Origin of the sequence: Rhodococcus sp. MS16 (assembly GCF_013277795.1) — a bacterium.
GTDB lineage: Bacteria > Actinomycetota > Actinomycetes > Mycobacteriales > Mycobacteriaceae > Rhodococcus_F > Rhodococcus_F globerula.
The window spans coordinates 256,214-280,268 of the sequence record NZ_VBTM01000009.1; the positions used below are offsets into that span (position 1 = coordinate 256,214).

25 protein-coding genes are annotated in these 24,055 nt (G+C 61.6%); 9 read left to right on the forward strand and 16 right to left on the reverse strand.

Annotated features, from left to right (window positions below; all coding sequences use genetic code 11):
- Positions 1-27 precede the first annotated feature (27 nt).
- From FEZ60_RS21365 to FEZ60_RS21375, 3 genes are all read right to left on the reverse strand, one after another.
- Entirely contained in the window at positions 28-864 is an 837-nt protein-coding gene (locus FEZ60_RS21365) for an SDR family oxidoreductase (protein WP_172936933.1), read from the reverse strand.
- A 62-nt stretch (positions 865-926) separates the two neighbouring features.
- Positions 927-1,718 carry a maleylpyruvate isomerase N-terminal domain-containing protein gene (locus FEZ60_RS21370; protein WP_172936934.1) on the reverse strand — a complete coding sequence of 264 codons (792 nt, stop codon included), beginning with the start codon at positions 1,716-1,718 and terminating at the stop codon, positions 927-929.
- A gap of 13 nt (positions 1,719-1,731) precedes the next feature.
- Positions 1,732-3,186 carry an aldehyde dehydrogenase gene (locus tag FEZ60_RS21375; protein WP_045066833.1) on the reverse strand — a complete coding sequence of 485 codons (1,455 nt, stop codon included), beginning with the start codon at positions 3,184-3,186 and terminating at the stop codon, positions 1,732-1,734.
- Positions 3,187-3,301: 115 nt separating this feature from the next.
- Between FEZ60_RS21375 and FEZ60_RS21380 the strand changes: the two genes are divergently transcribed.
- Positions 3,302-4,306: an AraC family transcriptional regulator gene (locus tag FEZ60_RS21380; protein WP_172936935.1), complete on the forward strand. Its 1,005-nt coding sequence runs from the start codon at positions 3,302-3,304 to the stop codon at positions 4,304-4,306.
- A 46-nt stretch (positions 4,307-4,352) separates the two neighbouring features.
- Here the strand turns inward: FEZ60_RS21380 and FEZ60_RS21385 are convergent, their stop codons facing one another.
- Positions 4,353-5,285, reverse strand: coding sequence for a hypothetical protein (locus FEZ60_RS21385; RefSeq protein ID WP_202026378.1), 933 nt, complete (start codon positions 5,283-5,285; stop codon positions 4,353-4,355).
- 54 nt (positions 5,286-5,339) lie between these two features.
- On the opposite strand from FEZ60_RS21385, the gene FEZ60_RS21390 reads away from it, so the two are divergent.
- Positions 5,340-5,978, forward strand: a complete 639-nt coding sequence (locus FEZ60_RS21390; RefSeq protein WP_033235382.1) for a TetR/AcrR family transcriptional regulator — start codon at positions 5,340-5,342, stop codon at positions 5,976-5,978.
- Here the strand turns inward: FEZ60_RS21390 and FEZ60_RS21395 are convergent, their stop codons facing one another.
- The 3 genes from FEZ60_RS21395 to FEZ60_RS21405 all read right to left on the reverse strand — a co-directional run bounded on the left by FEZ60_RS21395 (position 5,979) and on the right by FEZ60_RS21405 (position 8,312).
- Positions 5,979-6,419: a PAS domain-containing protein gene (locus FEZ60_RS21395; protein WP_033235381.1), complete on the reverse strand. Its 441-nt coding sequence runs from the start codon at positions 6,417-6,419 to the stop codon at positions 5,979-5,981.
- A gap of 109 nt (positions 6,420-6,528) precedes the next feature.
- On the reverse strand, positions 6,529-7,269 hold the full coding sequence (locus FEZ60_RS21400; protein ID WP_172936936.1) for an ABC transporter ATP-binding protein: 741 nt from the start codon (positions 7,267-7,269) through the stop codon (positions 6,529-6,531).
- Positions 7,266-8,312: an ABC transporter permease gene (locus FEZ60_RS21405; protein WP_045066832.1), complete on the reverse strand. Its 1,047-nt coding sequence runs from the start codon at positions 8,310-8,312 to the stop codon at positions 7,266-7,268. The genes FEZ60_RS21400 and FEZ60_RS21405 overlap by 4 nt, the downstream gene beginning before the upstream one ends.
- 114 nt (positions 8,313-8,426) lie before the next feature.
- Between FEZ60_RS21405 and FEZ60_RS21410 the strand changes: the two genes are divergently transcribed.
- The 4 genes from FEZ60_RS21410 to FEZ60_RS21425 all read left to right on the forward strand — a co-directional run bounded on the left by FEZ60_RS21410 (position 8,427) and on the right by FEZ60_RS21425 (position 12,550).
- A complete protein-coding gene (locus FEZ60_RS21410) occupies positions 8,427-9,629 on the forward strand; it encodes a sensor histidine kinase (RefSeq protein ID WP_095887597.1) in 1,203 nt (400 codons plus the stop codon).
- Positions 9,626-10,243 (forward strand): response regulator transcription factor, encoded by a 618-nt coding sequence (locus FEZ60_RS21415; protein WP_172936937.1) that lies wholly within the window; start codon positions 9,626-9,628, stop codon positions 10,241-10,243. Before FEZ60_RS21410 ends, FEZ60_RS21415 begins: the two co-directional genes overlap by 4 nt.
- 70 nt (positions 10,244-10,313) lie before the next feature.
- Positions 10,314-11,654, forward strand: a complete 1,341-nt coding sequence (locus FEZ60_RS21420) for an HNH endonuclease signature motif containing protein (RefSeq protein ID WP_172936938.1) — start codon at positions 10,314-10,316, stop codon at positions 11,652-11,654.
- Between the two features lie 80 nt (positions 11,655-11,734).
- Complete coding sequence (locus FEZ60_RS21425; protein ID WP_172936939.1) at positions 11,735-12,550, forward strand: siderophore-interacting protein; 816 nt, start codon at positions 11,735-11,737, stop codon at positions 12,548-12,550.
- A 9-nt stretch (positions 12,551-12,559) separates the two neighbouring features.
- Here the strand turns inward: FEZ60_RS21425 and FEZ60_RS32605 are convergent, their stop codons facing one another.
- On the reverse strand, positions 12,560-13,042 hold the full coding sequence (locus FEZ60_RS32605) for a hypothetical protein (RefSeq protein ID WP_242484743.1): 483 nt from the start codon (positions 13,040-13,042) through the stop codon (positions 12,560-12,562).
- A gap of 116 nt (positions 13,043-13,158) precedes the next feature.
- Between FEZ60_RS32605 and FEZ60_RS21435 the strand changes: the two genes are divergently transcribed.
- On the forward strand, positions 13,159-14,007 hold the full coding sequence (locus FEZ60_RS21435) for a proline dehydrogenase family protein (RefSeq protein ID WP_346343391.1): 849 nt from the start codon (positions 13,159-13,161) through the stop codon (positions 14,005-14,007).
- A gap of 137 nt (positions 14,008-14,144) precedes the next feature.
- Here the strand turns inward: FEZ60_RS21435 and FEZ60_RS21440 are convergent, their stop codons facing one another.
- The 3 genes from FEZ60_RS21440 to FEZ60_RS21450 are packed head-to-tail and all read right to left on the reverse strand — an operon-like array spanning position 14,145 to position 17,509.
- Positions 14,145-14,588 (reverse strand): SRPBCC family protein, encoded by a 444-nt coding sequence (locus FEZ60_RS21440; protein WP_172936940.1) that lies wholly within the window; start codon positions 14,586-14,588, stop codon positions 14,145-14,147.
- An 8-nt stretch (positions 14,589-14,596) separates the two neighbouring features.
- The gene (locus tag FEZ60_RS21445) at positions 14,597-16,150 is read right to left on the reverse strand and encodes a succinic semialdehyde dehydrogenase (protein WP_033235373.1); all 1,554 of its coding nucleotides are present in this window, start codon (positions 16,148-16,150) and stop codon (positions 14,597-14,599) included.
- A 33-nt stretch (positions 16,151-16,183) separates the two neighbouring features.
- On the reverse strand, positions 16,184-17,509 hold the full coding sequence (locus tag FEZ60_RS21450) for an MFS transporter (protein ID WP_172936941.1): 1,326 nt from the start codon (positions 17,507-17,509) through the stop codon (positions 16,184-16,186).
- A 70-nt stretch (positions 17,510-17,579) separates the two neighbouring features.
- Between FEZ60_RS21450 and FEZ60_RS21455 the strand changes: the two genes are divergently transcribed.
- Positions 17,580-18,551, forward strand: a complete 972-nt coding sequence (locus tag FEZ60_RS21455) for a helix-turn-helix domain-containing protein (RefSeq protein ID WP_045066200.1) — start codon at positions 17,580-17,582, stop codon at positions 18,549-18,551.
- A gap of 31 nt (positions 18,552-18,582) precedes the next feature.
- Complete coding sequence (locus FEZ60_RS21460; RefSeq protein ID WP_033235370.1) at positions 18,583-18,960, forward strand: DUF5313 family protein; 378 nt, start codon at positions 18,583-18,585, stop codon at positions 18,958-18,960.
- Between the two features lie 31 nt (positions 18,961-18,991).
- On the opposite strand, the gene FEZ60_RS21465 is transcribed toward FEZ60_RS21460, so the two are convergent.
- The 5 genes from FEZ60_RS21465 to FEZ60_RS21485 all read right to left on the reverse strand — a co-directional run bounded on the left by FEZ60_RS21465 (position 18,992) and on the right by FEZ60_RS21485 (position 23,783).
- Positions 18,992-20,206, reverse strand: a complete 1,215-nt coding sequence (locus FEZ60_RS21465) for a lipase family protein (protein ID WP_230590241.1) — start codon at positions 20,204-20,206, stop codon at positions 18,992-18,994.
- A gap of 25 nt (positions 20,207-20,231) precedes the next feature.
- A complete protein-coding gene (locus FEZ60_RS21470; RefSeq protein WP_033235369.1) occupies positions 20,232-21,056 on the reverse strand; it encodes an ABC transporter ATP-binding protein in 825 nt (274 codons plus the stop codon).
- Positions 21,053-21,973: an ABC transporter substrate-binding protein gene (locus FEZ60_RS21475; protein ID WP_346343392.1), complete on the reverse strand. Its 921-nt coding sequence runs from the start codon at positions 21,971-21,973 to the stop codon at positions 21,053-21,055. Before FEZ60_RS21475 ends, FEZ60_RS21470 begins: the two co-directional genes overlap by 4 nt.
- Before the next feature lie 146 nt (positions 21,974-22,119).
- Positions 22,120-23,040, reverse strand: coding sequence for an ABC transporter permease subunit (locus tag FEZ60_RS21480; protein WP_172936943.1), 921 nt, complete (start codon positions 23,038-23,040; stop codon positions 22,120-22,122).
- Positions 23,037-23,783, reverse strand: coding sequence for an SDR family NAD(P)-dependent oxidoreductase (locus FEZ60_RS21485; RefSeq protein ID WP_095887591.1), 747 nt, complete (start codon positions 23,781-23,783; stop codon positions 23,037-23,039). The genes FEZ60_RS21480 and FEZ60_RS21485 overlap by 4 nt, the downstream gene beginning before the upstream one ends.
- Between the last annotated feature and the right edge of the window lie 272 nt (positions 23,784-24,055).

Here is a 24,055-nt window from a genome sequence, read left to right on the forward strand (position 1 = left end):
TTGATCTGTCGGCGTTGTGAGCGCCCGTCAGTACAAGTAGTCCTCGCCGCTGGCGCGGACGGTGATGTCACTGATGCTGATGCCCCACGGTTGATCGATGACGTGAACAACAGCATCGGCTAGATCGTCGGGCTTGATGAGCCAGTATTCGATCGAGTCGACGTCCTTCTGCTCGGGACGCATGGTGCCCTCGGTCAGGTGACCGACGTTCTCCATGTAGATGCCGGCGCGCTGACCGGTGAGCCCGAGGATCGCTTTCTCGTTGACGATCCAGCTCGCCAGGTTGGTGCCTGTCACGCCAGTTGGCTTGACCGTCGTGACCTTGATCTTGCCCTTGGCCTCGATTCGCAGCGAATCCGAGATCGTGGTGACTGCAGCCTTTGTCGCGCTGTAGACGCCGGAACCGTCGATGCCTGCGTTGCCGAAGATCGACGAGATGTTGACGACCTGGCCACGACCCTGTTCGATCATCTGGTCGTAGACGGCGGAGATTCCGTTGACGACGCCCTTGATGTTGATGTCAATTGCCTTGTGCCACTTCTGCCATGCACGCTCGTGGTCGGCAAAGTAGGCGAGAGGCATAACCCCGGCGTTGTTGACGAGTACGTCGAGCGCTCCGAATTCCGCAATTCCGTGCTGTGCTGCAGCAACGACCTGGTCCATATCGGTGACGTCGGCAACCTTGTAGGTGCCAGTGAACCCTGCTGCCGCGATACCCTCGAACACAGCCTTCAGACCGGCTTCGTTGATGTCGACGCCGACGACCTTGGCGCCCTGCGCTGCCACCTTCTCGGCGATGAGCTGACCGAACCCACCGCCCGCGCCGGTGATGAGAATGACCTTGTCCTGCAAGTATTGAGACATAATTTTCCCTTTTCTTCGGAAGCGTGAGTTCTGTGTGGATCACACCGAAAGTTCTGTGTGGATCACACAATGTTGATGGCATCGAGGACCGCCGCGACGGTCTTCCGATCGCCGGAAACATCGACCGCGGACCGCCATGCAGATCGGGTGGTCCCCCATCGCAGGAAATCGGTGGCCTGGGTCGTCGCGATGTTCTCGGGCACGTCACCGGTTTCGGTGACGGTGACTCCTTCGCCGCCACGAGCCAGGACGAAAGTGCGCTCGGTGGCACCGGTAAGTCGAAGTGCCACAGGCGATGTCAAGGCGGCAGCGACGGCTTCGCCGCACATCTGTGGGAGTCCTGAGACCATCCAGTCGATCGCCGGATCGATAGCAGCCGCCACGTCGACATCCCCGTGAGAGATCGGTCCGAACGGTGCCAGAAGATCCGACGTCAGATGAACGAGATGGTCGAACGACACCGCGTCGCTGAGCTGATGCAGACGATAGGTCCCGAGGTCGAGCATCTCGAGTGTGTTGTTGCGAAGCTCTTCGCCCTGCAGCGCGGTTAGCGTCGCGAGACCTGCTGCGGACTGTTCCCGGTAGTAGTCCAGAATCTGCTCGTGCGGTAGATCTGCGCGCTCGCGAACAGCAGCGTCGTTGAGCCGCTCGGACATTCCACTGGGGTTCGGCGGGAACACGAGGTCCGGATCGGCGATGAAGTTGAAGAAGAACGCCATGTGGCCAACGAGGTCGTGAACGCGCCAGCCGTGGCACGCACTGTCGGCTTCCCATTCGGCGGTCCCGAACTGCTCGGCGATTTTGACTGTGTTTTCTGCCAGCGCGCGGGCGCCGGCGCGTCCTGCGTCGGACATGGTGACTCGATTCTCAAGAGGATGCGAGGAAGATGGATTTGAGCTGCTGGTACGACGCGAGTCCTTCTGGACCGAGTTCGCGGCCCACACCGCTGGCTTTGACTCCACCGAACGGTGAACCCCAGTCGAGGTTGAAGGTGTTGACGCCGAACGAGCCTGTCTCGACGCGTCGGGCAATTTCGATTCCGCGTTCCTCGTCGGAGGTCCACACCGTCCCACCGAGGCCGTACTCGGAGTCGTTGGCAAGTGCGAGCGCATCATCGACGTCGTCATAGGAAATGACGGACAGCACCGGCCCGAATACCTCCTGCCGTGCGATTGTGCTGGCGTTGTTCACGTCGGCGAACACGGTGGGCTCCACAAAGAATCCCGTGTCGAGGTCGGTAGGACGTCCACCACCGGTTGTGATGGTTCCGCCCTCGGAACGACCCTGCTCGATCAAGGACAGCACGCGATCGCGTTGCCTTGCGCTCACCATGGGGCCGACGAACGTCGACGGGTCCATCGGATCGCCGACCTGCAGGCCCGCCGCCATGGCAGTGATGGCATCGATGTAGGTCCGACTGTGGCTGCGCGGGACCAAGATTCGAGTCGACATGTAGCAGGTCTGCCCGCTGTTGAGCAAAGATGCCGTCGCGAGACCGGTTACCGTCTGCTCGACATCCGCGTCGTCCAGAACCAGGGCTGCCGACTTACCGCCCAACTCCAGGGTGACGGGGCGAAGCATTCCGCCACACACCTCGCCGATGTGTCGACCGGCTGCGGTGGATCCGGTGAACGCGACCTTGTCGATCCCAGGATGCGCCACGAGATACCGGCCGATCTCCGGTCCACCCGTCACGACGTTGATGACGCCCGCAGGAAGGTCGGCCGCAATGGCAGCTTCAGCCAATACGTAAGAGTCCAAAGTAGTTTCGGGCGACGGCTTCAATACGACGGTGCAACCCGCCGCTAGAGCCGGAGCGATCTTGAACATCGACAGCACCGCAGGGAAGTTCCAGGGCGCGATGGCAGCGACGACGCCGATGGGCTCGCGTCGCACGATCGTCGTGCCCGGCATCGGTTGGCTGACGCGTCGTTCCTCGGGGGGCGTCGACTCGGCGAGGTTTGCGTAATAGCGCAAGAGTTGGACGGGTGCGGCGCCCTCGGCGAATCGGGCGAGTTCGATGGGCATGCCGTTCTGGTGAGTGACCGTCGTCGCGCGGTCCTCGGCTCGTTTCTCGAGTTCGTCGGCGAATCTGCGAATGGCGTCTGCACGTTCGGTGGGGGAAAGTTCCGCCCAGTCGCTCCGCCGCAACGCGTTTCGAGCCGATGTCACCGCCGCGTCGACGTCCGTCGTCGTGGATGCGGGGAACGAACCTATCTCCTGCTCGGTGAGAGGTGAGACAACCGGGATGGTTTCCGAACTGTCCGGTGTCCTCCACGCTCCGTCGATGAACAGTGCGGTGTGGTCGGTGCGCGATGTCATTTTCTGGCTCCTCCGAGGATGGCGTTCGACGTTGAACAAGTCATCTGTGTCGATCATCACTGCCCACGCGAGGATTAAATTGACTTCACGCGCCAATTTATTTACATTTCGACACATGGCGGATCTCATCAGTGCTTCGTCGTTGACGCGATTGCCCGAGTTGATCTCCGAACTCGGGGGTGATCCCCACGAGTTCTGTGACCGTGTGGGCATCGATCCGGCCATGATCGGCACCTACGACAGCTTCGTTCCGTTCAGTGCGTTGTCCACCTTGCTCGGACAATGCGCACAGGAGCTTGGGGTTCCGGATTTCGCCCTCAGGCTTGCGAGCAGACAAGACCCGGACATCCTCGGTCCGGTGGCCATCGCGGCCCGCAGTGCCGAGACGATCGGCGACGCGTTGCACGACGTCGCCCGTTATGCCCACGTGTACAGCCCGGCGTTGGCCGTCGATCTGACGATCGGCGACACCGAGGTGTCCTATGGGCTCGACACCGTGCTGCATCGACTGCCGTACCGCTCGCACGTCGTGGAACTGGCGATGGGAGTGACGCTCCAGACGTTCAGGATGATGGCGGGCCCGGATTTTCATCCGACGCACATCTCATTCCAGCATCCGCGCATCTCCGAACTACACAGGTACATCGAATATTTCGGGTGCTCGGTCGAGTTCGGCTCAGATCGGAATCTGTTGACCTTTCCGCGCGGAGTCATGCATCGTCAGCTGCCCCGGGTGGATCCGTTGGCGTACGGCGTTGCTGTGCGTTTCATGGCGGGTCGAGATCCGAATGTGGCGTTTTACGACGCGGTGTCCGCGTTGATCGTGCGGTCCCTGCCCGCAGGCGTGGCCACACTGAAGCAAGTCGCGACATTGATGATGCTGCACCCGCGAACACTGCAGAGACGGCTGGCCTCTGAAGGCAGAACTTTCGAATCACTCGTCGATGATTCGCGGCGCGAACTCGCTCTCAGCCTTCTCGCCAACCCGAACGTCCCGGTCTCCGCAGTGTCACGGCAACTTGGCTATTCCGAACCGAGCACCCTGACCCGGAGCTGTAAGCGGTGGTTCTCCACAACGCCACTCGCGAAGCGGAGGGAATTGACCGGGCGCAGCAGTTGATTGCGTAGTTTGCACAGCGACACAGGAATGGAAATCTTTTCCATTACTATGTCTGCCTGACCACCAATGCTGGAATACCCGCCTGTAGCGACTCAGTCGACTCCACCGAATGAAGCCACGTCGGTCGCGCAATCGGAGACTGACGAATGACGTCCACGGCGCGCGCAGCGATCATGGCTGTCGCAGCCGATTGACTCCGGCCGGACGCCCACAGCGTCGGGCCGGTTTCGGTGCGGGCCATGACAATCCAGCGATCCGAACCCCACATCTTCTTGGGAACTACTTTCTGCAAGGGCGGTGCCCACGTCATCGCGGCCAAACCGAGCGTCGCCGCCGAGGTATCCAGACGCAAGTAGGTTCTCACCGGCACGCCGAGATCACGCGTCAAAGCATGTTGATCGGAGAAGTCCGCGCGCACCGCTGGACCCTTGCGGTAGCCAGGCGCCTCGGCCGGGACGTCGAATACCTTCATTCCCGTGTAGTTGCGGACGAGTTCACCGCTCGGATCACGAAACCTGGTGCCCAACATTCCGTACGTCCACGCCGTGGCCGCGGGGCCGTGAAGTTCGCCGCCGCCAAGACCTACCATGATGTCCACCGGTCCGCTGCCGAGTCGATGTGCCTCCGCCGCAAGAACACTGGTCAATCCCGGCGCTAATCCGACACCCAGCAGCACGGGACCGTCGACGTTTTCCAATGCATCGCAGTGCGCCGACGTCGCGGTGATGTCCACAAACGTAGCTCCACCGCGAACTGCTTGCTGCGCCAACCGGACGTCTTCGAATCCCGACGCGTTGACCACCACGTCGTAGCCCGATACGGCCCGAGAGTAGGCGTCCTGATCGGTCAGATCGACAGCCACGTCGGCGCGAGCGGCGTTGCGCCCGGCAGAAAACGCTGACACGGCGGGGTCCGTACGGAACTCCTCCATCAGCGGGACACCCACTGCGCCATAGCCGCCCAGAACCAGGACCTTCATTTTCTTGTTCCCTCCGAGTAGCTGGAGCTTCACTCTAGAGCTAAACTCCAGCGCATGGTGGGGGTGGAAACAGTGGCACAGGCGACCGCACGATCGAAGATCATCGCGGCGGCGCGGCATGTCTTCGTCAATCCGGGATACGCGGCAGCGACTATCAAACAACTGGCCGACGCGGCCGACGTTTCGGTCCAAAGCGTCTACTTCGTGTTCGGCAACAAGCCGAGCGTATTGTCGGCGCTGCTGGAAGTCGAGGTCGCCGGCGACGAGGCTCGGATAAGCACTCTGGATCGGCCGTGGGTGGCGGCAGCACTCGGTGCGCCACATCCCCTCGGACAACTACGCATTCAGGTTCATCACGGGCGACTCATCCTCGAACGAACCGCAGACATCCTGCTGGCCTTGCGCGCCGCCGCATCCGCTGACGAGGACGCGGCACTGCTGTGGCAAACCAATCTCGCTCAGCGGAGAACCGTGCAACAGCACCTCATGATCGGGCTCGTGGAGAAAGACCCGTCCGTCGATCTCGAGACCGCGATCAACGTCGCGCTCACTTTGACGAGTGCCGAAACCTATACCGATCTCGTGGTCGAGTCGGGGTGGACCGGCGAGCAATACGAAGAATGGGTGGTCGGCACACTTGCCTCCACCCTCGGCCTGGACCAAGCGAAGAAGTCCAGGCCGCGCCGCGTGTGATCAGGCGTTTGGTTTGTCCAAGGTATGACGCGGGTTGTTCCACAATCGCTCTGTCAGGTCGTGGAAAACTGCCAGAGTGATTGTGTCGTCGTCACGCCGAAGCAACGATTGACTGACCGTCGCGCGAACCAAAGTGCTGTCGGCGTGAACAAATTCCTTGATCGAACCCGGCTCGGAACTCAACTCGCGGTGAGCCTGCTCCGCACTGACGTCGTCGGCATCCTTGTCGTACATGATGTCCTGCAGACGCAAGGCTGCGACGGCTTTCTTCGGGTAGCCGAGCATGTCGGCAAAGGACGGATTGGCAAAAACAATGCTGCCGTCGCGGTGCACGGCCACCACCGGTACCGGCAATCTGTCCAGCAGGATCAACGGCGGCATCTGCTCGAGATCTGCGATCGGTGATTGCGTCGGCGGCGCAACATTGCGGCGGCGTTCCATAACACGTCCTCTCATGTTGCCCAGTCGCAACAGTCTAGCGTCCCAGCTAATCGTCGGTTGACTTCCGGTTGGGGAATTTCGACGGTCACTGGAGACCACGCCCCCGCAGTCAGGCCGCGAATACCTCCCGATCGACTGTCAAGGATCCATCAACCACACGATAAACATTATCCATCCGATGCAGGTGTCCGCGGTCGTGTGTCACGAGAAGAGTTGCAGCATTGTGTTCTCGCACGACTCCGATGATCAAATCCATGACCGCCGCGCCACGTTCCTGATCGAGCGCGCTCGTGGGCTCATCCACCACCAACAGTTGCGGATCGTTCATCAAGGCGCGCGCGAGATTCACCCGCTGACGCTGACCACCGGACAGTTGCCCTGGACGCTTCCCGCTGTGATCTGCCAATCCAACCGCATCGAGCAAATCCATCGCTTTCGTTTTCGCGGCTTTGCGGCGCGCCCGCGACGTGAACACGGACTGCCCCAGATGCGCCATCACCTCGAGCTGTTCGAGGGCCGTCAACGACGACACCAGATTGGATTGCTGGAACACGATGCCGATGGACGTGCGTCGAAGTTCGGACGCGTCGCGGCGGCCGAGTGTCGCAAGATCCGTGGCTTCGCCGCCGGTGCGCAGGTAGACGCGGCCCGAGTCCGGGCGAATAAGCGTCGACGCCACCGCGAGCAGGCTGGACTTTCCCGAACCCGACGGGCCGGTGATCGCGGCAATCTCCCCGCGATCGAGTCGCAGGGACACGTCGTCGAGAGCGGTGACGCGGGATTGTCCGTCGGGAAATGTCAGGTTGACGTTTTGGATGTCGAGAACGGTGCTTCCGGCTGCAGAGGTCATCGCGAACTCCCTAGTGCTGTGAGCGGATCAGTGGTGAAGAGGAATCGAAGAGCAAACGCGGCGCCGAGCAGGCCGAGCCCGATGAGCGCCACTGCGGGCACCAGAGTTGTGGACGCGTCCAATACGAAAGGCATCGAATCGCCGATCACCGAACCGGCGATCGCAGTCAAGCCGATTCCGAGCGAAACGCCGACAACAAGCACGATGAACGCCTGGCCGAGCGCGTCGCGGACCAAGGAACCCGACGTCGCGCCGAGCGCTTTCAACGTTGCGATATCCGGCATGCGCTGGATCGTCCACACCGTGAAGAATGCGCCGATCACGAGAGCCGAGATCGCGAGCAACATCACCGTCATCAAGGTCAACGACCCGTTCTCGGACTTGTACGACCCGATGGCATCGAGCGAGCCGGTCACCGTCGTCGACGTTGTTGATGCCGCATCGTCGATTGCCGAAGGATCCGACGCGCCGGATACAGCCAGAATTGTTGCTACCCCGCCGCGCGGATTCAGGTCCTGCCAATCCGCGAGTGTCGTCCAGACGACGGGAGTGTGGCTGTACCAGTCATCGCCGCGAACTGCGGTGACGGTGAACTCCTCCGAGCCGATGCTGACTCGGTCACCGTCGGCTGCGCCCAGTTCCCGGGCGGCGCCCTCGCTGAGGACCACCGTTCCCGGAGCGTCGGGCGTCCGGTTGCCGAAACCGCCGTCAGCGCCGAACAGCGCCACCGACTTCTGGTTCGAGCCCACCACACCGGCCTTACCGCGGCCGATGCCGACGGGATCCACAGTCTGCGCGCCTGCCGTCCAGGCTGCGAGTTGATCAGCGGTGAGTGCCGACTCGTCGAACGACGCACCCGCCCCGGTATCGGCGAACACGACGGTATCCGCCGTCATCGACTCGATGGCAGAAACATTCTGATGGCGTAGCCCGGCGGTCAAACCGCTGAGAAAGCTGACCAGCAGTGCAACCAACAGAACCACCGCCGAGATCAGCGCGAAACGACCTCGCGCTGCCCGTAAGTCCTTCATTGCGACAAACACTGTGAATTCCTTTCCTGTGCTTGCCTCTACACTCCCGCTGATCCACACTCTTTCCATCGCACCTCGGACGGACATCGCGGCCAACCGAAGTAGGACCCGCGATTACAACTTTTGATGGATGGCGCGGCGCCGAACCTGGTTAAGCTGGGCGAGATGCACCGATCACCGCTCACACCTGTCTTTGCCGGCCTCCAACTCGGCCTGCACATACTGGTTGTTGCGCTGGCCGGCGTTGTTTTCCTGAGGGCGATCGTCGACGAAACCGCACTGATGCCGTACATCATCGCCTTGACGGTGATCTTCACCGCGGTCTATCTGTTCGGGGTGGTCAAGCGCCTGCGCGGGAATGCCGCGCGCTGGTGGCTGGCCATGCTGACCCTCGTGTGGATAGTTCTGATGGGGTTGTCCGCCGAGGCGGCCTACCTCGTTTTCGGTCTGTTCTTCCTCTACGTTCACCTGCTACGACGCCCGTGGAGCCTGGTAGCGGTAGTGACCGCGACGTCGGTCGCGGTGATCGGAACAGGTCTGCACCGGGGATGGTCCATCGCGGGGGCAATCGGTCCGATGATCGGCGCCGCTGTCGCGGTTGCCATCGGACTCGGCTATCAAGCGCTGTACCGGGAGGCCGCCGAGCGCGGTCGCCTGATCGACGAGTTGATGAACACGCGTGAGGAATTGGCGTCGACGTCACGAGATGCCGGCAAACTTGCAGAACGCGAGCGACTGGCCGCCGAAATTCACGACACTGTTGCACAAGGTCTTTCGAGCATCCAGATGCTGCTGCATGCCGCAGAACGCGCCGATCCGAACAGTCCTGCCGTGCGTCAGATCAGCCTCGCCCGCGAAGCTGCAGCAGACAGCCTTGCCGAAACCCGGCAACTGATAGCGGAATTGACACCCGCAGCGCTGGATGGTCAGTCGCTGTCCGACGCCCTTGGCCGAATCTGCGAGCGCGCGTCCAGCGCTCACATCGAGGCCCGTGCCGTAGTCGAAGGCGAGCCGATCGCGCTACCGATGCCGCTCGAGGCAACCCTCGTCCGGATCGCTCAGGGCGCGGTGGCGAACGTTCTGCGCCACGCCCACGCCACTCGAATGGCCGTGACACTCACATATTCCACGGACACCGTCAGCCTCGACATCGTCGACAACGGTGTCGGTTTCGACATCTCGGTCCTGGATCGCGGGCCCGCCGAATCTTTTGGACTCAACGCAATTCGGCGACGCGTCCAACTCCAGGGCGGCACCTTCGACATCGAGTCGGAGCCAGGGCACACTGCAGTCACCGTGACCTTCCCCCTCGAGATCGGCGACGAATGATCCGTTTACTGCTGGCCGACGATCACGCCATCGTGCGAGCGGGTTTGCGCGCTCTCCTCGAGAGTGAACCCGACATCGAAGTAATCGGCGAAGCGGGAACAGCCGAAGAAGCCATCGCATTCTGCGTCACCACACCAGTCGACTTGGTACTCATGGATTTACGGTTCGGCCCTGGAAAATCAGGCGTCGACGCCACCCGATCCGTCTGCGCACTGCCTGACCCACCTCACGTACTCGTGGTGACGAATTACGACACCGATGCAGATATCCTCAGCGCCGTCGAAGCCGGAGCCAGCGGATACCTACTCAAGGACACTCCGCCGCCAGAACTCCTCGCGGCGGTCCGCTCTGCCGCTGCGGGCGACAGCGTTCTTTCTCCCGCAATCGCATCCAAGTTGATGACCCGGGTCAGAAAACCCGAAACCAGCCTCAGTCCACGAGAAATCGAGGTTCTGAAGCTGGTAGCGGCCGGAAAGTCGAATCGCGAAATCGGCAAGGAACTGTTCCTCAGCGAGACTACGGTCAAATCTCACCTGGTCCATATTTTCGGCAAGCTGGGTGTGAAGTCACGAACCTCCGCGGTCGCCCGGGCTCGGGAGTTGGGCTCGATCTAACCTGTCCGAATTGCCTCTTGATTCGAATAGGTGTTCGAGTATAATTGAGGTCACGGGTGGGGAGGCCTTGATGACGACGGTTTTCGATTCAACTGTGGTGGGGGATGTTGTAGCCGGTCCGGCGGCGGGTGTGCGTGGCAGGTTGTGGCGGTTGCGTCCGTCCGAGGTTCGGGATGTCGCTGTCTGTGTGTCTGCGGAAATCCTTCGGTTGGAAGCGATTCGGGTTGCCGCAGTAGATGAGTTGGCGCTCAATCCTGATGAGCAGGTGCTGTGCTACCGCGGTGTTGGTCGCTGGTTGGCGGCGAACACGATGCTGCAGAACGCGGCCGGTAACAAGATTGCCGCACTCGGTGCCGCACTGCGGGTATTCCCGGATATAACTGCCCAATTCGAGGCCGGCGATCTCTCGCTCGATCATGCGGCAATAATCGTCGCGTTCTGCGAATCCCCACCAAAAGGAATGCCGGAGAACGCTCTACCGTCCTGCATGGCAACACTGCTCGCTGCCGCATCCGGGGTCGAGGCGACCACCATAAAACTCCGCTACGCGATTGCAGTTTTGCAGCGGATCTTCGAATCCGACGACACTCCGCCCGGTGAGGATGACGACCTCAACGTCTTGCGGATCTCGCCGACGTTGAACGGTCGGGTCGCGATCAAGGGCGATTTCGATGCACTCACTGGTGAAATGTTGTTGTCGGCTCTCTCGGGTCTGTCGATGCCGAAACCGGCCGCCGACGGGACCCCGGATCAGCGGTCGGCTGCCAAACGCACCGCAGATGCCTTCACGGAGTTGATCCGCCGCTACCTCGACAATGCCATGACCGGTGTTGATGGTGGTCAGCGTCCGCACGTGAATGTGCATATCACCGCGAAAGACCTTGCCGAGCATCGGGAATGCGCCACCATGCGCAACGATGTCGCGGCGGATGACGATGAGCCTGATTTCGAGGACCTTGACGTCGGGTACATGCCCTGGATGGGGCCACTCAGCGTGAGCCTGACCCGGATGCTCGCGTGCGATTGCATGCTCTCCACAGTGTTGATGGACGGCAAGGGTGCGCCGCTGGATGCGACCCCGCACAAACGCCTCGTCACACCCGAACAGCGGACGGCGCTGATCGCCCGGGACAAAGGCTGCGCCTTCCCCAACTGTGATGCGGTACCTGCTTGGTGCGACGCCCACCACATAAAACCGTGGTCGGTCGGTGGACTGACGGTGATGGACAACCTCACCCTCCTCTGCCGAAATCATCACCGATTGATCCACAGCACCAGCGGGTTCCGCGGCATCTGGGAAGTCAAGATGGGCGATGATCACAAACCGTGGTTCATCCCACCGTCCGCGATCGACCCGAAACAGCGACGCCGCCGCTCCACCACCCGCCAGGGCCCCGTCCACCGAGACTGAACCCGATAATCGCGGGATTGTGTCCTCCTTGCGACAGCATCTGTCCCCACATCGACAGGCCGAAACCCTATGGTCGAAGCATGTCTTTCTGCGAGCCCGCCCGCGTCGTATCCGTCGTGTCCCTGACTCCGCACATGCGACGGATCAGCATCGAGGCCGAAGGCGACTGGCATTGGCCGACCGGCGGGCAGGGTGACGAGCGAATCGACCTCGCCTTCCCCAAACCCGGCGAAACAGAGGCGAATTACGAATTCTTCAACAATCCCGACTACGGCAAAGCCGAACTGGGGACCGAGCCGCCGTGGCGGCACTACACAGTGCGCAAAGTGCACGACGGCGGTCGACGTCTCGACATCGACTTCGTCGTGCACCCTGGCGGTATTGCTGCGGATTGGGCCTTGCGGGCCGAACCCGGACACCTACTCGGCGTTTTCTGGTCCGATAGTTCGCGCTCTCATTACCAAGCCCCGGCCGGCCCACGCTGGCAACTGCTTGTCGCAGACGCAACGGGACTCCCGGGTTTGGGCAGGATTGTCGAAGAACTCCGCGAAGGCGATGTCGCACACGCGATCATCGAGGTGGAAACGGAAGAAGATCGACAGGCATTAGTCACTCGCGGCGAAGTCACGTACACGTGGCTCACGGGCAGTGGTCTCGGAAAGGCGCCGAGCGCACTTTTCGATGCTGTCGAGAAGGTGGAGTTCCCTGACTCCGCTACTGAGAATACCTACGCCTGGGTGGCGTGCGAAAGCGCAACAAGCCGACGAATTCGTAAGCATCTGAGGGAAGTTCGTGGAATCGCCCGCGACAAGCACAATGTTGTCGGGTACTGGCGAGAGGGCGCCGACGGTCATGTCTCCGGCATGAACAGCGAGGACGTTACCGTCGGCGCCTGAGCGCGGTGATCACTCTGCCGAAGTCTCGGCAGGATCTTCAGTGGACTCACCGGCAGATTCTTCAGCGGGCGCTTCAGCCGGCTTCTGGGCCAGCAGTTCGAACAGCGCGCGTCGCGCCTCAGCAAGAATCGCCTGCGCCTGAGCTACCTGCTCGGGTGTTCCGCCAGTGGCTACCGCAACGACGGCGCCTCGGAGAAGACCCGTCTCGGTGCGAAGTGCGGCACTTGCCTCGGTGAACTCCGGTCGTCCGCCACGGCCACCAAATTCTCCGCGTCCTCCACGACCTTCAGGGCCGCCGTGACCTCGACGATCAGGGCCGCCACGGCCGCGTCGGCCTTCGAGATTTCCGCCGCGTCGGCCCTCGGGGCGGCCTTCGCCGAATCCGCGACCTTCACCGAATCCGCGGCGTTGACCGCGATCCCGGCGCTGGTGTCCACGTCCGCAGTCTTCGCGGCGTTCTTGCATTTCTGGGTTGTTGTGTGGGGCGTACATGTTGTCCTCCTGGACTGTTTGTGTTTGTTTGACGTATCGACGATATATCGACAATAGATCGAACGCAAGGGTTTGAAGAAAAATTCCTGCCCCGCCCGGGAACGTAGGCTGACATCGTGAATCCCGACCCCGCAGCCCAGGCCGCCGACGTACTCCGACGGATGGCCCTCGACGAAACACTCAAAGAGCGCACGATGGCCGATCCGGCATCCGCAGCAATTGCGCGCAGAGTCGCCGATCGCTACATCGGTGGCGAAACGATGGACGAAGCCTTCGGGCGCCTGCCGGCGATCTTTGCCCGTGGGCATAAGGGCAGCATCGAATACACCGGGGAGAGTGTTCGTGACGCTGATGTCGCGAACGCCGAAACCGACGTGTTTGTCGAACTGGCGGAGCGCATCGGCAAGACGGGCGTCGACAGCACGGTGTCATTCGACCTATCGCACATCGGTCTCGTCGTCGATCCGGAGTTGTGTTACCGCAACGTCGTTCGGCTCGCCGAAGCAACCGAGCGTGCCGGAGCCGAACTGATGATCTCGGCCGAAGGCTCCGACCGTACCGATCTTGTACTCGACATTCACGGCCGGTTAGCGGAACGGTTCACTCACGTCGGTGTCACCGTTCAGGCGAGACTGCACCGGACGGCGCAGGACATCGCAACACTCCTCGATCGGCCCGGGCGCATCAGACTGGTGAAAGGCGCGTTCCTGGAACCGGATTCAATTGCATACCCACGCGGAAGTGCCGAGTTGCAGGACGCATACCTGACGTACGCGTCGAAGATCGTCAAGGCCGGACATCTCGTGGCGATCGCAACACACGACCGCGACATCCTCGAACACTTCGAGCAGAACATGGTTCGGCATTGGCTGCGGAACACGTCGAGTTCGAGATGCTGCTCGGCTTGGGAACCGAGCAACTGGACGCTTTGCATGCCGACGGTTTCACCACTCGCGAATACGTGATCTTCGGGACCGAGTGGTGGCTCTACGTCCTCAATCGCATTGCCGAGGAACCAGCGCGCGTCTACACAGCAATTGCCGACGCCGCAGTCTGATCAAAACATGCAGTGGGGCCGCACTGGCCCCACTGCATGTTCTCCCTACTGCTCGAGATGCATCTTGATACGCGCGAGGGTGGTGTCGATCCCGGCCGCGATGATCTGTTCTCGGCCGCGGCCGAGAACTCCACTGCCGGACAGAATCCGCACATATCGGGGCGCAGCCGCAAAGATTTCACGAGTCTCGGTGAGCAGAGTCCCCGTTCCCGACGGCTCGACCAGAAAGCTCCATCGCGCCTTCGACTCAGCTACTTCGAAGGCGAACTTCTGCCCACCAACAACTTCGGTAATGGTGCAGCGGGTACTCCACCGCACCAGACCATGCTTGTTGGTGCCCTTGAATGTTGCGCCCACCGTACCCGGCTTTCCGGAAGTCCAGGCACCACCGGTATTTTCGGGACTGAAGCGACCCATTCCTTCGAGGTCGCTGACCAAGGTCCAGACGGAGTCGGGCGTGGCTTCGATGTAGGCGCTCGAGCGATCCACCTGCACGCCTACCGACCCGGAACCCAGGACATGATCTTGATGGCATGGGGCATGATCTTGGCCCACAGCTTGGCCGGAACTCCGCGTGGCCCACCAAGATTCATGACCCGAGTGGTCGCAACCGTCTGCGGCTCGGTGTATTTGATCAGACCTTCGGCACCGTGTCGGCGTCCGACGCCCGAAACTCCCATGCCGCCCATCGGCGCAGCGGTGCTGCCCCAGGTAGGTGCGTAACCCTCGTCGACGTTGACGGTTCCGGCGCGGACTCGTGCGGCAATAGCTTCACCGACGGCCTTGCTTCCCGCCCACACGCTGGCATTGAGACCGTACTCGGTGTCGTTTGCAGCGGCGATTGCCTCTTCGGCGTCCTTGACGGGGTAGATCGAAACGAGGGGGCCGAAGGTCTCGTCGCGGTAGCACTCCGCGTCCTCCGGCACGCCGGTGAGGAGCGTGGGCTCGTAGAACAGCGGTCCGATATCCGGGCGCGCCTTTCCACCGGCAATGACGGTGGCGCCCTTCACCACAGCGTCGTCGACATGCGAGGAAATAGCCTTGACCTGGGCTTCGGAGACGAGGCTGCCCATCTCGATTCCGAATTCGTACCCGGCGCCGATGTTCATCTTCTTGACGCGGTCACCGAACATCCGGATGAACTCGGGTGCGATGGACTCTTCGACGTAGATGCGCTCGATGGAAATACACAACTGGCCGGAGTTGGAGAAACACGCGCGCACCGCTGCGTCGGTGACCTCACGCAGATCTGCGCCGGCCAGAACGATCATCGGGTTCTTGCCACCGAGTTCTGCGGAGAATCCGATGAGACGGCGGCCGGCCTGCTCGCCGAGTAACTGTCCGGTGGCAGTGGAACCAGTGAACATGAGGTAGTCGGTGTTCTCGACCAGCGTTGTTCCGACAACGCCGCCCGGACCGGGAACAACAGCAAAGAGATCGCGGGGAAGCCCTGCCTTGTAGAGCAATTCGACGCAGGCAAGAGCGCAGTACGGAGTCTGGCTGTCGGGCTTGAGAACAACACCGTTACCGGCGAGAAGCGCGGCAATGGCGTCGGACACCGCCAGCGTCATCGGGTAGTTCCACGGCGAGATGACGCCGACAACACCCTTGGGCTGGTACCGCACAACCGTCTTGGTCAAGCCGGGAAGCATGCCGGAAACTCGGCGCGGACGCAGCAGCTTCGGGGCGACGCGCGCGTAGTGCCGCGCCGTCATCGAAATGTCGAGAACTTCTTCTTGCGCAGCCGCTCGGGACTTGCCGGTCTCCGCCTGTGCCATGTCCATGAGTGCGTCGCGGTTCTCGAGGATGAGGTCGCGGTAGCGATGGAAAATCGCGGCACGCTCGAGGACGGGGCGCTTTGCCCACTCCTTCTGCGCGACGCGGGCGCGAGCGATAGCGGCAAGTGCGTCGTCGGCGGTGCCAACGGGGATGGTCGCCAGCTCCTTGCCGGTGAACACCTCGGTAATGGACTTCGTCGGGCGATCGGCAGCATTGTCGATGGCGATCAGTTCGGCGAGCCGCGAGAAGGTCGCAGCGGACGGAGCTGGCATTTCGGTACCCCTACTGGTGAGTAGTTCTTGGAGTTACGTATAACTTACCCCGTCGGTGGTGCCGATCACAGTACGGCGTTTTGCAATCATCAGCGACATCACAGCGGCGATCGCGCACAGAGCGCCTGCCACGTAGAAGGCCGCGTCGTACGAGCCGATCTGATCACGGACCAGGCCCGCCAGGAACGCCACCAGGCCGGCACCGATCTGGTGCGACGCCAGCACCCAACCGAACACGATGGGAGCGTCGGCGCCGAAGTGCTGACGACACAGCGCGACAGTCGGCGGAACCGTCGCCACCCAGTCGAGTCCGTAGAAGATGACAAAGGCGATCATCGGCGGGTTCACCGTGTTCGCGAGGAGCAGCGGCAGGAAGAGCAGCGAGATTCCGCGAAACAGGTAGTAGATGCCGAGCAGTTTCCGCGAGTCCACCCGGTCGGTGAACCACCCCGACGCGATGGTTCCGACCATGTCGAGGATTCCGATCAACGCCAGCAGTGACGCGGCCGTGGTGATCGGCATCCCGTGATCGTGCGACGCCGGGACGAAGTGCGTGCCGATCAGGCCGTTGGTGCTCGCGCCGCAGATCGCGAACGTGCCCGCAAGAAGCCAGAACACCTTGGTCTTCGAGGCCATGATCAGCACGGAGATTGCACGGCCCCCGGCGCCGCCGCGCTGATGAACCGGCGCAGCGGGCGCGACGTAATCGGCGGGTGCACCGTATGGCGTCGTCCCGACGTCCGACGGGTAGTTGCGCAGGAACAACAGCACAAACGGCACGACGGCCAACGCGGCGAACGAGACCGTGAAGGCGACGCTCTTCCAGTCGTAGGTTTCGGCGATCTTTGCCAGGACGGGCAGGAACACCAATTGGCCGGCCGCACCACCGGCTGTCAGGATGCCGGTGACGAGCCCACGCTTCTCGACAAACCAGCGGTCGACGACGGTGGCGACAAAGGCCAGTGCCATCGATCCGGTCCCCAAGCCGACAAAGACGCCCCACAGCAGGATCAACTGCCAACTCGACGTCATGAAGATCGTCAAACCACTGCCGAGCGAGATCAACGCCAGCGCGGAGGTGACAACAGCGCGGATACCGAAGCGCTCCATCAGGGCCGCCGCGAACGGCGAGGTGAGTCCGTACAGGACCAGGTTCACCGATACGGCAGCCGAGATACTGGCACGTGACCAGCCGAAATCCTCGTGCAAGGGTTCGATCAGAATGGACGGTGCCGCTCGGAAACTGGCAGCACCGACCAGCGCCAGGAAGGCCACGATCGCCACCGACCAGGCACGGTGAAAGCGCGGCGGGCGCACCCGCTGTCGGCCCGATTCAGGGAGAGCGATCTCAGAAGTCACAAGAGGATTCTGCTGTACCGCGCCCAACCGCGACAGTGGCCAGATTGCCAATATATGAAAGAATCAGGCCATGAGCGGACCGCATCGCGTTGTTGTCCTTGCCCTCGACGGTGTCATTCCCTTCGAGCTCGGCATCCCGGCGCGTATCTTCGGACGCGCGGTCGACGCCGAGGACAAGCCTCTGTACGAGATCCTCACCTGCACTGTCGATGGCCGGCCCGTGCGAACGGATGCCGATTTCAGCATTACAGTCGACCACGGCAGTGAACTACTCGCCACAGCGGACACCGTCGTCATTCCGGCGTCGTACGAACTTGGTCCCGCCTACGAGGACGGTTACCTATCCCCCGAGTTGGCGGCGGCATTCGAACACATCCGCCCCGGGACGCGGCTTGTGTCGATCTGCACCGGCTCGTACGTTCTGGCTGCGGCCGGCCTGCTCGACGGCTTGAGGGCCACCACTCACTGGCGCAACACTGATCACTTCCAGCGCATCTACCCCAAGGTGAAGGTGGACCCCGACGTCCTGTTCGTCGACGAGGGCCACATTCTGACCTCCGCCGGAGTGGCCTCAGGAGTGGACCTGTGCCTACACATCGTGCGGCGCGATCACGGCATGGAAGTGGCGAACACCGTCGCCCGGCGATGCGTCGTACCGCCGTGGCGCGACGGTGGGCAAGCCCAGTACATTCGACGCCCACTTGCCGACAAACCTTCCGAATCGACTGCCGCCGCTCGGCATTGGGCTCTCGAGCATCTCCGGGAACCGATCACTCTGACGGACCTGGCGAATCGCGCCAACATGAGCGTCCGCACCTTCAGTCGCAGATTCCGCGACGAGGTCGGGACAACACCGAACCGCTGGCTCACCGCTCGGCGTATCGATCACGCCCGCGAACTACTCGAAGAAACCGATCTCTCGATCGACACGATTGCGACGCGCACCGGATTCGGGACCGCCACATCGATGCGTCAGCACCTCAGTGACACGCTCGGCGTCTCGCCGAGTGCCTATCGCCGCACTTTCCAGGCACCGGGGTAAATCTGCCATTCCCGGCAACTACCCTGGAGGTATGGCTGAATCGACCCGCCCGAATTTCCTCCAGTACTGCGGCTACCTTCTGGGCAAGACACTCCCTGACAAGTACCAGGATTGGGTTCGGAACGATCTGGTCGGACCGGGCGCCCAGGTTCGCTACATCGTTCGTTTCACGGTGCCGGCGACGCTCATCCTCCTGCTGTTTCTCCTGATTCCGGGACCCATTTGGATCCCTCTCGCCATGATGGCGCTACTGCTCATCCCGCTGGCCTATTTTGTCGTGGCGCTTGGCAACATCTACCGCCGTCACCGCCTTCAGAGTCACGGCCTCGATCCCGAACTGATGAACGAGAAAGCCCAGCGCCGCGCCGATCGCACTCGTGAGGACTACGAAAAGCGGCACGGCCGCTGACAGCCTCACGAGTGCGATCGGCCTAGCGAGGTCAACAAGCCCCGGGGTTCACCTCTCCGCCCGCGAGCATTCTTGTCGTGAAGTCCATCGCGTCGTTGTAGGACGCCGCGATTGCTCCGCGGTGATCGGCACCCTCGTAGGTCTTGAACTCGATGTCCGAGCCCTTGGCGCAGTAATCCTTGACTGCGCCGGACGTACTTGCCACCGAGACAAGAACATCCGTGGTTCCCTGCGCGAACAAGGTGGGCACCTTCGGGGTTACGGTCGACAGTTCCTGCTCGTTCAGGTTTGCTGTCAACGCCGTCAGATCTGCACCCTCACGGAAGATCTGATCAACGGGGACAGTCGGTACCGCACGCACTGCCGCCAGGCACCCCGTCCGGGCAGCCTCGAGGAGCGGCTGGGCCTGATCCGACAGCAAGTCTTCAGGAACTACAGACGGATCAACTGCCTGTACGCCCAGCAGGATGACCGGAACAAACGGCACTCCCCCTGCCATAGCCTGATTTCCCGTAGCAACCATTGCCGGAATCTGGGCCGTGCCGTTTCCGGGAGCTATCGATACCGCACCCTTCAGATTCAGTTCCGGTGCGCGGTCCTTGCCGATCTGCGACGTGAAAGCGGCTGCCTGCCCACCTTGGCTGTGGCCCATCGCAAACCAGTCCTTGCCAACCTGATCGTCCACCTGCCGAGCGGCTCGAACGATATCGGTCACGGTATTGGCAGCGCTGGTCCCGTTCATGTACGAGTGACCGCCGGGGGTACCGAGACCCTCGTAGTCGGTTTGGACCACAACGTACCCACTGCTGACCCACTGGTCGAGAGTTTGATCGACCACCGACAGGTAGTCGTGAACCGGACCGGCGGGAGTATCCGCCGACGGCGCACAGGCGTCGGCAACTCCGGTTGTGCCGTGTGCCCAACTGATCACCGGCCAACCACCTGCCGGGGCAGGCGTCTTGGGGATAGCAACAACGCCGGAAACGAGAATCGGTTCACCTGAGGCACTTTGGGACATGTAGGTGATACGTTCGTTCTTCGCCGCGCTGGGCAGTGCGGCAGATTCGGTGAGATTGTGCGCGGTGATCAGAGTTCCCGGCGACAGTTGTGGTGCCTGCGGATCTCCGAAGGACAATGACCCTTCGGCCGATGCCGGGGCAGCAAAAGCTGCTACCGATGCAGCCGCACACAGTGCCAGGGCTCCACTGGACACTCGGATCAGACGCTTCTTGCGGTCGATCTTCACGAAAACTCCTCCAGATGAGTGAAAGTCAGTGCAACGCAACCGTTGCGCCGATCAAACCTTGTGCCTCGTAGATCTTGGCTGCGACTTCGTCTCGCATAGCCACGAACTCGGGGGTCGAACGGACAGCGGTGTCGACGGGTTCGCGATTGTCACCCTTGAACCACACCTTGCGGTCGTAGATGACGCGACCCGGCCTGGCGCCCATCACAATCACTCGGGTTCCGAGGAAGATCGCCTCTTCCACACTGTGAGTGACGAAGAAGACCGTCTTACGACGCTCGCGCCACAAGTCGAGCAGTTCGAGCTGCAACTTCTCGCGGGTCATGGCGTCGAGTGCACCAAAAGGCTCGTCCATCAGGATAATTCGCGGGTCTGTGATAAGTACACGCGCAATCTGGCAGCGTTGCTGCTGGCCACCGGACAGCTCGTAGGGCTTACGGTCACCATACAACTCCAAGCCGACCATTTCCAGCATCCGATCGGCCTCGGCGGCACGCTCGGCGCGAGGAACTCCCCGCATCTTCAGCCCGAACTCGACGTTCTTCCGCACCGACAACCACGGGTACAGATTTGCTTGCTGGAACACCACACCACGATCCGGGTCGGGCCCCTTGATGTGAGTGTTCCCGACCATGATGGTTCCCTCGGTCGGCGCTTGGAAACCGGCAAGCATTTGGAGGAGCGTCGTCTTGCCACAACCGGACGGTCCGACTACACAGACAAATTCTTCCGGTTCGAAAGTCAAGCTGGTGGGGGCCAGCGCGAGTACCGATTCACCTGCGGTGACGTACTCCTTCCGAACTTCGGTGAGTACGACGCGAGTGCTGAGGTCTGTAGCCGTGCTTGTCATGACTGGCCCACTTTCGTCACTGCATCCGTGTAGATTCCCTCGGCGTAGGTGCTGCTGGGGCTTACTGCGTCGATGTTTCCCTGCTGAAGCAGGAATTCCGCAGTGCCGAAAAGACTTTGAGTGAACTCGCCGCCGAGGAAGGCGGGGCCGGCTTGCTCCGCCGCCGAGAGGTACGTGTAGCCCGCCAACTGCGGCTTGACGACGTCGGGGGCAATACCGAGTTGAGCAGACATCGATACTGCGGCACCAGTGGGATCGGCGTTGATCCGGCCAGCTGCGTAGTCCTGCAGCTTGGTCCACATGAGCATGAATTCCGGATTGGCGGAGACGAATTCAGTGGTAGCACCCGAGAGATCGAACGTCGGCGCGCCATGTGCCGCAACATCAGCGCTACTCATGATGATGTGACCGTCGGCCGTCAGCTTCGACAGCGTCGGATCCCACACCCAGGCCGCGTCGATCTGTCCACCCTGCCACGCTCCGAGCATTGCGTCCGGTTTCAGACTCATGAGGGTGACATCGGCAGTCATGTTTGCCGCTCCGAGGGCTGCAAGCAGACTGTAATGCGACGTACTGCCGAAGGGTGTCGCGATTTTCTTGCCCTTCAACCCTTCCAAGGTATTGATCGACGGGTCTTTGACAACGAGAGACTCGGCTTCGCCGATCACGTCCTGGATCCAGACGACCTGCATGGGGATATTCAGCGGTGCCGACAACGCCATTGTTGCCGGACTCGACCCCAAGGTTCCCAGATCCAGGCTTCCGGAACCGAAGGCCTGCACTACATCCTGCCCCGAACTGAACTTGCTCCACATGATATCCGCATTGGGCATGCACGCCTCGAGCAGTCCCTGATCCTTGACGATCAGGTCACCGTTCGGAATGTCCTGATACCCGATCCGTGCCGATGTAGTCACCGATTCATCCACTGTGACAGGACAACTCACTGAGCTGTCCATCGAGCGGCTCATCTCACCTCGACCCGTTTCCACACACGCGGTCAAAGTTGTTCCCAGAGCTGCAGCGGAAACCACCGCGATTGCAATTCGCCTCGACTGACCGGTCATGCCTTACCCTTCCATGGTGCTACGAGTGTTCCGATTGCCTTGATCGCGGAGTCGAGAACAAGTGCGGCGCAACCTATGACGATGATGCATGCGATTGTGAGTGGTGTATTGAGCTGCGTGCCGGCAAGATAGGCCAACCCGCCGATACCGGGTATGCCGTTGTTGAGTTCCGCGGCCACCACGGTGGTCCACGCAAAGCCGACCGCGATTCGAATACCGTTGATCACTTCCGGCAGCGTCGACGGAAAGACCACATTGGTCAGTACCTGAGTTCGGCTCGCACCCAGAGCTCGAGCGGCGTTGATCTGATCGACCTTCACCGAGGTGACGCCGTTTAGTGTGGCTATCGCGATCGGCGGGAAGGCAGCGAGGAACAGCAGCCAGATCTTGGAGGTGTCACCGATACCGAACCAGACGATCAGCAGGCCGATATAGCCGAGTGGCGGCAACGCACGCAGAAAGTTCAGGTACGGCTCCACGAAGGTTCTGATCGGGACGGACATTCCCATCGCAAAACCGATCAGCGGACCCACGATCACGGCCGCGCCGACGCCCGCCGCTATGCGCTGACCGCTGGCGATCAAGTGTTCCCAGAGAAAGTAGTTCTGTTCGCCGAGCACTTCGCGGTCGACACCGGGCGCCACCTGATGCCAGGTGTTGGCCCGAATGAACGCATCCCACACCGAACCTGGTGAAGGAAGGAATAATTCGTCGATCACACCGGCTGCGGTAACACCCCACCACACCACGAGGAACGCAACCAGAGCCGCAATCCGGACTCCGATTGAGCGCACCCGTTCCGGCGTGAAGATCGGTGTGCGCTTCTTCGCGGACACTGCGGGCGGAGGAGTAGGTACACGCGTAGCTTCTGTTGAACTCGGTGAAGCAGTTGAACTCGGTGAAGCAGTGGTGGTCATGCCGTCCTCCTGTGCACTCGCTGAGCTGAGGTCTGGTCGCGAGCCAGTACAAGCATCGAGTCGACGTTGACTCGGCTCGGGCGGGTCACAACCCAGGCAACGCATTCCGCGATGTCGTCCGCGGTCAACGGATCGGCGCCGGCGTACACCGCATCGGCACGCTCCTTGTCGCCACCGAAGCGCACAATGCTGAACTCCGTCTCCACCATGCCGGGATCGATCTGGCAGACACGGATGGGTTCGCCGAGCAGTTCGAGGCGAAGAACCCGAGTGAGTGCTGTCACAGCATGTTTCGCGGCGTTGTACCCAGCGCCGCCGAGGTAGGGCTCGCGTCCGGCAATCGACCCGATGGTGACGACAGTAGCGTTTCCGCTCTCACGAAGGCGCGGGAGAAGCCGCTGTGTGACGCGCAGTACACCGAGTACGTTGACGTCGAACATCGCGGTCCAGTCGGCTTCGTCGGTGTCGGCGATACTGTCGGCTCCCAATGCGCCGCCGGCATTGTTGACCAGCACGTCACACCGCTCGATCGACGCGCAGAAGGCGTCGACCGATTCGACGTCCGTCACATCGAGAGACAGAGCGCGAGCACCTGTTTCACGTGCCAACTCCTCGAGTCGATCCATTCTGCGTGCACCCATCACCACGTCGAAACCCTCTTTGACGAGGTGGCGCACCGTAGCGGCACCGATGCCGCTGCTGGCCCCGGTGACCACGGCAACTGGAGCTTTCATGACGGACATAGTTGTGAACTCCTCGATGAATGATGTTTCGGCCCTGAGAGATCCGCAGACACGAGATCCCGACGGCGGTGAATGAACTGCTCACCAGTGTGCTCGTGATCTGGCCCCCACTCCAGTGCCACCTGCGTGGTGAATTTCTCGGGCCAGTCGTAACGTAGCCGTCTCGTGTTAACGCGAAGGTTCCATCGTGTAACTGGCCCCAGGAGATGCCCTCGAATCTGGATCTGGCGCAGGACCACAACCATTCCCCATCCTTGAGTGGACTGAAGAAG

What these genes read in the sequence shown, in the direction of transcription:
- FEZ60_RS21365 (WP_172936933.1), bottom strand. Translation starts at nt 864, where the DNA reads ATGTCTCAATACTTGCAGGACAAGGTCATTCTCATCACCGGCGCGGGC.
- FEZ60_RS21370 (WP_172936934.1), bottom strand. Translation starts at nt 1,718, where the DNA reads ATGTCCGACGCAGGACGCGCCGGCGCCCGCGCGCTGGCAGAAAACACA.
- FEZ60_RS21375 (WP_045066833.1), bottom strand. Translation starts at nt 3,186, where the DNA reads ATGACATCGCGCACCGACCACACCGCACTGTTCATCGACGGAGCGTGG.
- FEZ60_RS21380 (WP_172936935.1), top strand. Translation starts at nt 3,302, where the DNA reads ATGGCGGATCTCATCAGTGCTTCGTCGTTGACGCGATTGCCCGAGTTG.
- FEZ60_RS21385 (WP_202026378.1), bottom strand. Translation starts at nt 5,285, where the DNA reads ATGAAGGTCCTGGTTCTGGGCGGCTATGGCGCAGTGGGTGTCCCGCTG.
- FEZ60_RS21390 (WP_033235382.1), top strand. Translation starts at nt 5,340, where the DNA reads ATGGTGGGGGTGGAAACAGTGGCACAGGCGACCGCACGATCGAAGATC.
- FEZ60_RS21395 (WP_033235381.1), bottom strand. Translation starts at nt 6,419, where the DNA reads ATGGAACGCCGCCGCAATGTTGCGCCGCCGACGCAATCACCGATCGCA.
- FEZ60_RS21400 (WP_172936936.1), bottom strand. Translation starts at nt 7,269, where the DNA reads ATGACCTCTGCAGCCGGAAGCACCGTTCTCGACATCCAAAACGTCAAC.
- FEZ60_RS21410 (WP_095887597.1), top strand. Translation starts at nt 8,427, where the DNA reads ATGGATGGCGCGGCGCCGAACCTGGTTAAGCTGGGCGAGATGCACCGA.
- FEZ60_RS21415 (WP_172936937.1), top strand. Translation starts at nt 9,626, where the DNA reads ATGATCCGTTTACTGCTGGCCGACGATCACGCCATCGTGCGAGCGGGT.
- FEZ60_RS21420 (WP_172936938.1), top strand. Translation starts at nt 10,314, where the DNA reads ATGACGACGGTTTTCGATTCAACTGTGGTGGGGGATGTTGTAGCCGGT.
- FEZ60_RS21425 (WP_172936939.1), top strand. Translation starts at nt 11,735, where the DNA reads ATGTCTTTCTGCGAGCCCGCCCGCGTCGTATCCGTCGTGTCCCTGACT.
- FEZ60_RS32605 (WP_242484743.1), bottom strand. Translation starts at nt 13,042, where the DNA reads ATGTACGCCCCACACAACAACCCAGAAATGCAAGAACGCCGCGAAGAC.
- FEZ60_RS21445 (WP_033235373.1), bottom strand. Translation starts at nt 16,150, where the DNA reads ATGCCAGCTCCGTCCGCTGCGACCTTCTCGCGGCTCGCCGAACTGATC.
- FEZ60_RS21455 (WP_045066200.1), top strand. Translation starts at nt 17,580, where the DNA reads ATGAGCGGACCGCATCGCGTTGTTGTCCTTGCCCTCGACGGTGTCATT.
- FEZ60_RS21460 (WP_033235370.1), top strand. Translation starts at nt 18,583, where the DNA reads ATGGCTGAATCGACCCGCCCGAATTTCCTCCAGTACTGCGGCTACCTT.
- FEZ60_RS21470 (WP_033235369.1), bottom strand. Translation starts at nt 21,056, where the DNA reads ATGACAAGCACGGCTACAGACCTCAGCACTCGCGTCGTACTCACCGAA.
- FEZ60_RS21480 (WP_172936943.1), bottom strand. Translation starts at nt 23,040, where the DNA reads ATGACCACCACTGCTTCACCGAGTTCAACTGCTTCACCGAGTTCAACA.
- FEZ60_RS21485 (WP_095887591.1), bottom strand. Translation starts at nt 23,783, where the DNA reads ATGTCCGTCATGAAAGCTCCAGTTGCCGTGGTCACCGGGGCCAGCAGC.